The 6,484-nt window shown below is 67.5% G+C and carries 7 protein-coding genes (1 of these 7 cut by a window edge); 4 read left to right on the forward strand and 3 right to left on the reverse strand.

The genetic code is table 11. The features are described 5' to 3' along the window. Positions 1–11: 11 nt before the first annotated feature. Positions 12–671, reverse strand: a complete 660-nt coding sequence (gene pyrE, locus ACEPA4_RS01650) for an orotate phosphoribosyltransferase (protein WP_005420471.1) — start codon at positions 669–671, stop codon at positions 12–14. A 161-nt stretch (positions 672–832) separates the two neighbouring features. On the opposite strand from pyrE, the gene ACEPA4_RS01655 reads away from it, so the two are divergent. From ACEPA4_RS01655 to ACEPA4_RS01665, 3 genes are all read left to right on the forward strand, one after another. Beyond that, positions 833–1,633 carry an exodeoxyribonuclease III gene (locus ACEPA4_RS01655; protein WP_005420469.1) on the forward strand — a complete coding sequence of 267 codons (801 nt, stop codon included), beginning with the start codon at positions 833–835 and terminating at the stop codon, positions 1,631–1,633. Next, entirely contained in the window at positions 1,630–2,934 is a 1,305-nt protein-coding gene (locus tag ACEPA4_RS01660) for an MFS transporter (protein ID WP_049413991.1), read from the forward strand. Before ACEPA4_RS01655 ends, ACEPA4_RS01660 begins: the two co-directional genes overlap by 4 nt. A gap of 78 nt (positions 2,935–3,012) precedes the next feature. Beyond that, positions 3,013–3,243 (forward strand): hypothetical protein, encoded by a 231-nt coding sequence (locus ACEPA4_RS01665; RefSeq protein WP_005420465.1) that lies wholly within the window; start codon positions 3,013–3,015, stop codon positions 3,241–3,243. A gap of 68 nt (positions 3,244–3,311) precedes the next feature. On the opposite strand, the gene ACEPA4_RS01670 is transcribed toward ACEPA4_RS01665, so the two are convergent. Together ACEPA4_RS01670 and ACEPA4_RS01675 are read right to left on the reverse strand one after the other, a co-directional pair. Continuing rightward, positions 3,312–4,439, reverse strand: a complete 1,128-nt coding sequence (locus ACEPA4_RS01670) for an anhydro-N-acetylmuramic acid kinase (protein WP_065179716.1) — start codon at positions 4,437–4,439, stop codon at positions 3,312–3,314. Between the two features lie 65 nt (positions 4,440–4,504). Then, positions 4,505–5,977, reverse strand: a complete 1,473-nt coding sequence (locus ACEPA4_RS01675; protein WP_053500323.1) for a peptidoglycan DD-metalloendopeptidase family protein — start codon at positions 5,975–5,977, stop codon at positions 4,505–4,507. A gap of 166 nt (positions 5,978–6,143) precedes the next feature. Between ACEPA4_RS01675 and tyrS the strand changes: the two genes are divergently transcribed. Further along, positions 6,144–6,484, forward strand: the 5' portion of a protein-coding gene (gene tyrS, locus ACEPA4_RS01680) for a tyrosine--tRNA ligase (RefSeq protein WP_005420460.1). 871 nt of this gene lie beyond the right edge of the window; only the first 341 of its 1,212 coding nucleotides appear in the window; it begins with the start codon at positions 6,144–6,146; its stop codon lies beyond the right edge, outside the window.

Below are 6,484 nucleotides of genomic sequence, written 5' to 3' on the forward strand. Positions count from 1 at the left end.
CCCTGGGTCGGTCAGCGGATCGAACGGACGCCGTACTGGGCCCGGTAGGCTTCCAGCGGCTGGCGGTAACCCACAAGTTCCGGGTTGCCGGAGGCGAAATCAAGCAGATCGGCCAGCGACGCCACGGCGATCACCGGGATCCCGGCCTCTTCGGCCACCGACTGCGCCGCCGAGCGGCGGTCGGTTTCCGAGGCGATCTCCTGGCGGTCCAGGGCTACCACGATGCCGGCCGGGGTGCCGCCGGCAGCGCGGATGATGCCCAGCGCTTCGCGGATCGCGGTACCGGCGGTGATCACGTCGTCGACGATCAGCACGCGCTTGCCATTCATGTCGGCGCCGATCAGCTGGCCGCCTTCGCCGTGGTCCTTGGCTTCCTTGCGGTTGAACGACAGCGGCAGGTCGCGGCCGCGCTGGGCCAGCTCGCAGGCCATCGCGGTGGCCAGCGGAATGCCCTTGTAGGCCGGGCCGAACACCACGTCGTACTTGATCCCGCTGGCATCGATGGCATCGGCATAGCAGGCGCCGAGCTGGGACAGCAGCGAACCGGAGTCGAAACGGCCGGCGTTGAAGAAATAGGGGCTCAGCCGGCCGGACTTGAGGGTGAACTGGCCGAAGCGCAGGGCGTCGGCGGTCAGGGCCAGCTGCAGGAAACGGTGGCGGTGGTCGCTCATCAAAACTCGATTCATCTTCATTTGGAGCACAAATCCTAATCCAGCTGGGCGTTTCGCGCTCGTCCGGCCCCGCGTGAAGGCTGTCGCGGCGCTGCCTGGCGGACTGCGCAGCCCTACGGGCAACCGGTATGCTTGCCCGGTTTCCCGCCGCAGGTCCCCGCATGCGCATCATCAGTTTCAACGCCAATGGCATCCGTTCCGCCGCGACCAAGGGCTTCCTGGACTGGTTCCGTGCCCAGGACGCCGACGTCCTGTGCATCCAGGAAACCAAGGCCCAGGAAGACCAGCTGACCGACCCGATGTTCCGTCCGGATGGCCATCACTGCTTCTACCGCGACGCCATCACCAAGAAGGGCTACAGCGGTGTGGCGATCTACAGCAAGCGCGAGCCGGACCAGGTCATCACCTCGCTGGGCTGGGCCCCGTTCGACGACGAAGGCCGCTACATCGAGGCGCGCTACGGCAATCTCAGCGTGGTCTCTTTCTATATTCCCTCCGGCAGCTCGGGTGACCTGCGCCAGGGCTTCAAGTTCGAAGTGATGGAATGGCTGCGCCCGATCCTGGAGGAGTGGGCGCGCAGCGGCCGCGACTACGTGCTGTGCGGCGACTGGAACATCGTGCGTTCGGCGCTGGACATCAAGAACTGGAAGTCCAACCAGAAGAATTCCGGCTGCCTGCCGGAGGAGCGCGACTGGCTCAACGCCCTCTGCGCCGACCATGGCCAGGCCACCGATGTCGCCGCCGGCCGCGGTTGGGCCGATGCCTACCGCCTGCTCAATCCCACCGGCGAGGATTACACCTGGTGGAGCAACCGCGGCGCCGCCCGCGCCAACAACGTCGGTTGGCGCATCGACTACCAGTTCATCACGCCGGGCCTGCGCGACAAACTGCGTAGCTGTTCGATCTACCGCGACGAGCGCTTCTCCGACCACGCCCCGTTCACCGTGGACTACGACCTGTGACCGAGGCCGCCACGCCGGTTAGCTACAAGGGTTGGGCAGGCATCAAGCGCGCCTTCGGTACCCCGTCGGCGCTGACCATGGCCATGCTTGGCTTCGGCAGTGGCCTGCCGTTCCTGCTGATCGCTTCGCAGACGCTGTCCACGCGCCTGCGCGACGTCGGCCTGGACCTGGGCAGCATCGGCCTGATCAGCCTGGCCAGCTTCTTCTACCTGCTCAAGTTCCTGTGGGCGCCGCTGCTGGACCGCTATGCATTTCCGCTGCTGGGCGCGCTCGGCCGCCGCCGTTCGTGGCTGCTGGTATCGCAGGTGCTGGTGCTGGTCGGCCTGGTCGCACTGGCCTTCGTGCGGCCGGAAGAGGGCGTCTGGCCACTGGTGATGTGGGTGCTGGTGGCGTCGTTCGCTGGCGCCACCCAGGACTCGGCGGTCGATGCCTACCGTATCGAGATCGCTCCGCAGACCGCGCAGGCCGCGCTGGCGGCCACCTATACGCTGGGCTACCGGATCGGCCTGATCCTGGCCGGTGCCGGCGCGCTGTACCTGGCGCAGTTCGAAGGCTGGATCGTCGCCTACCTGGCGATGGCCGCGCTGATGCTGCTGCCGATCGTCACTACCCTGCTGTGCGCCGAACCGGAGCGCCCGGCCACGGCGGTGCAGCGTCGCATCGATATCGCCGAAGCCTTCGTCCAGCCCATCTCCAGCTTCTTCAGCCGTAATGGCGTGGCGTTGGCACTGGTGCTGCTGGCCTTCGTCGGCCTGTTCAAGTTCCCCGATCAGGTGATCGGCGTGATGGCCGGGCCGTTCTATCTCGATTCGGGGTTCGACAAGGCCGACATCGCCACCGTGTCCAAGCTGTTCGGTGTATGGATGGGGATCGGCGGTGCGTTCCTGGGGGGTATTGCGGTGGCCGCATTCGGCTTCCGGCGCATGCTGCTGGTGGCCGCACTGGGCGTGGCGATGTCCAACCTCGCCTTCCTGCTGATGGCGCACAACCCAGGCAAGCTGTGGGCGTTCTATGCCGCGCTCAGTGCCGACAACCTGTTCCAGGGGTTCGCCGGCACCGTGCTGGTGGCCTTCATGTCGTCGCTGACCGACCGCAACTTCACCGCCACGCAGTACGCGTTGCTGGTATCGCTGGCCAACCTGCCGGGCAAGTTCATCGGCGGTGTCTCCGGATACATCGTTGAGGCGACGTCCTACAGCACGTTCTTCATCCTCAGCTCGGTCACTGTGGTGCCGACCCTGCTGCTGCTGGCCTGGCTGTGGCCGCGGATCGCCGACCGCGGGCCGCCACCGGTCGCCTGATTGCCTGCCCGCCCGGACTGCGGGATCATCGCCTCCGACGCGCCGAGGGGGCGGTGCCTTGCGAACGGGGAAGTGAGCATGGCCGACGTTGTGCTGCGGGACCTGGACCCGCTGCTGCTGGAACGTATCCGACGTGTCGCGGTCGCCCGCGGCTGGACCCATGAACAGACCTGCGCCGCGTTGTTGGAGCAGGGCCTGTTCAGCAGTGAACTGGAGGTCCGCTCCGGTTTCGGCGATCCCGAAGTGGACGCCCTCTCCGACGCCATCGCCGCCCTGCAGGCCTTGCCCGCAGGGCAGGGCTTCGATTAGCGCCTTTGTAGAGCCAAGCCCACGCTCGGCTGCCCGGTGAATCCACGCCATGCGTGGATGGCGCCACCTCACGCCAGGTGGACTGCCCCCAGGATCCGCGGCCCCTTGGCTCCGGTCACGCTCGGCAGGTTGCCGGCCAGCCCGTCCATCGTCCGCTGCGCCAGCCAGGCGAATCCCATCGCCTCCACGTACTCCGGGTCCAGCCCATGCACCGCGCTGGACTCCACCTGCACCTCCGGCAGCCGCGCCGCCAGCCGCTTCATCAGCTGCCGGTTGCGCACCCCGCCGCCACAGACCAGCAGGCGCCGGGTCTGCGGCTGCTGCGCCAGCAGCGCATCGGCCACGGTTGCCACAGTGAGCTCCAGCAGCGTGGCCTGCACATCGGCAGCGGCATATTCGCCTTCCCCCATGTGCGCCTCGGCCCAGGCCAGGTGGAACTGCTCGCGCCCGGTGCTCTTCGGCGGCGGCAGCGCGAACCACGGGTCCGAACGCCAGCCGGCCAGCAGGCCCTCGTCCACCGCGCCACTGGCGGCATACGCGCCATCGGCATCGAAGGTACGGCCGGTGTGGCGCTGGCACCAGGCATCCATCAGCGCGTTGGCCGGGCCGGTATCGAAGCCGCGCACCGCGCCTTCGCGCGGGATCAGGGTCAGGTTGGCGATGCCGCCCAGGTTGAGCACCGCGCGGTCTTCATCGGCGGCACCCAGCATGCCCAGGTGGAAAGCCGGCATCAGCGGCGCACCATGCCCCCCGGCCGCTACGTCGCGACGGCGGAAGTCGGATACTGTGGTGATTCCGGTCAGTTCGGCGATGCGGTTGCCGTCGCCCAGCTGCACAGTGAACGCTGGATCGGCCAGCGGGCGGTGTCGCACGGTCTGGCCGTGCGAGCCGATCGCGCGTACCTGGCTGCGGTCCACGCCGGCTTCGGCCAGCAGCTGGTTGGCGGCCTCGGCGAAGTTGATCGCAATCCGCGCGTCCAGTTCGCCCAGCTCCTCCAGCGAATCCAACGGGCCACCTTCGCCCAGCGCCACCAGCCGCGCGCGCAGCACCGGTTCCCAGCGTGCGGTCAGGCCGTGCACGAAGCGGCAGCCACCGCCCGCGGGAAACTGCACCAGCGCGGCGTCGATGCCGTCGGCGCTGGTGCCCGACATCAGGCCAAGATACAGGGGGGCGTCAGCGTCGGCAGTAGTGTTCATGGCAGGCACAAAAAAAGGACGCGGCAAGCTTGGGCTGCCGCGTCCTTCCTCGTCAACGCAGGGGCTCAGCCGCGCTTGCGGCCGGTCGCCTGCTTGTCCTTGGCGCTGGCCACCTCGGCGGCGGCCTCGTCGCGGCTGGTCGGTGCCGGGCTGGCATCGGCGTAGATCAGCTTCTCCATGCCCTGGATGCGGGCCATCGCTGGCGCGGTCTGCGCGCGGAAGGCGACCAGCTCGGCGCCCTTCAGCGGCTCCGGCGGCGGCATGGTCACGGTCAGCGGGTTGCGGTGTTCGCCGTTGACCCGGAATTCGTAGTGCAGGTGCGGCCCGGTCGCCAGGCCGGTCGAGCCGACATAGCCGATCACCGTGCCCTGGGCCACGCGCTGGCCGGTCCTGATGTTCGCAAAGCGCGACATGTGGCCGTACAGGGTGGTGTGGCCTCGACCGTGGTCGAGGATCACCACATTGCCGTAGCCGCGCTGCACGCCCGCGAACTGCACGCGGGCATCGCCGGCGGCCATGATCGGCGTGCCGGTACGCGCGGCGTAGTCCACGCCCTTGTGCATGCGCATCTTGCCCAGCACCGGGTGCTTGCGTGCGCCGAAGGTCGAGCTCAGCCGCGCGAACGGGATCGGCATGCGGATGAAGCTCTTCTTCAACGAACGGCCGTTGATGTCGTAGTACTCGGACTTGCCGTTGCGGTCGAAGCGGAAGCCGGAATAGGTCTTGCCCCCGGTGGTGAAGGTCGCCGCCAGGATCTTGCTGGTGTCCACCTTCTCGCCTTCGCGCCAGGTCTCGTCCATCACCACGCTGAAGCGGTCGCCCGGCTGCAGGTCCTTGGAGAAGTCGATGTCGTACTTGAAGATGTCGTCGGTCATCGTCGCGATCGCCGACGGCGACAGCCCGGCCCGGCGGGCGGCGGCATACAGCGAACTGGTGATCTCGCCGCTGGTGACCACGGTACGCGTGGAAGTCTCGCGCCGCGTCACCTTCTCCTTGATGTCATCGCCGGCCAGGCTCAGTTCCACCCGGTTGTCGGCGTCGCGATCGAAGCGGATGCTGCGCAGGTCGCCGGACAGCGGCATGTCGAAGGCGATCTCGGCGCCCGGGCGCAGCTTGGTCAGCGCCTCGCGCGCACCGGGGTGCTCCAGCACCCGGTGCAGGGTGGTGGCCGGAATGCCGGCTTTGTCGAACAGGTCACTCAGGGTCTGGCCGCGCTGGATGCGCAGCACCTGCCAGCTGTCGCCCGGCACCTGCTGCTGGCGGGCCATGGTCAACGGCGGCAGCGGCAGCGCCAGGCTGGTGTGGCTGTCCGCGTAAGGCGCATCAATGGTGTGCGAGAAACCGGGGACGATCGTCGCCACCAGGGCGCCGATGGTCGCAAACAGGCTGGCGTGCATCCAATGGCGGCGGGTCCAGCGCTCATTGAAGGCGGCGGGAAGGTGTTGCCTGAGCTTCCGATGCAGGGCGTTGTCGTGCAGGACGTGAAGGCGTTCCTGGAAGCGCTGCTTGCGTGCGCGCCCTTGTTCGGAATTGTGCATCGGCGTTTTTTCCTGGCGGCCCGGGAGCGCGGGCCTGATCGCCGGTTACCATAGACACCTGAGAAAACCGCGTCAAACCCTTGTGCCCATTGGCTTTTGTGAAGCCAATCGGGTTAACTTTGCTTTAACACCCCACACAAGAATCGGCGTTGCCGGGAGTAGTCACGTGTCCTCGATTGAAGAAGCCCTTGCCCTGATCGGCCGCGGTGCCGACGAGATCCTCAAGCTCGAGGATCTGCGTGCGCGCCTGCAGGAAGGCCGCCCGCTGCGGATCAAGGCCGGCTTCGACCCCACTGCGCCCGACCTGCACCTGGGCCACACGGTGCTGCTGAACAAGATGCGCCAGTTCCAGGACCTCGGCCACCAGGTCATTTTCCTGATCGGCGACTTCACCGGCATGATCGGCGATCCCTCGGGCAAGAGCCTGACCCGCAAGCCGCTCAGCCGCGATGACGTGCTGGCCAACGCCCGCACCTACGAGGAACAGGTGTTCAAGGTGCTCGACCG

This window comes from Stenotrophomonas sp. P2112, assembly GCF_041897515.1.
Lineage (GTDB): Bacteria > Pseudomonadota > Gammaproteobacteria > Xanthomonadales > Xanthomonadaceae > Stenotrophomonas > Stenotrophomonas sepilia.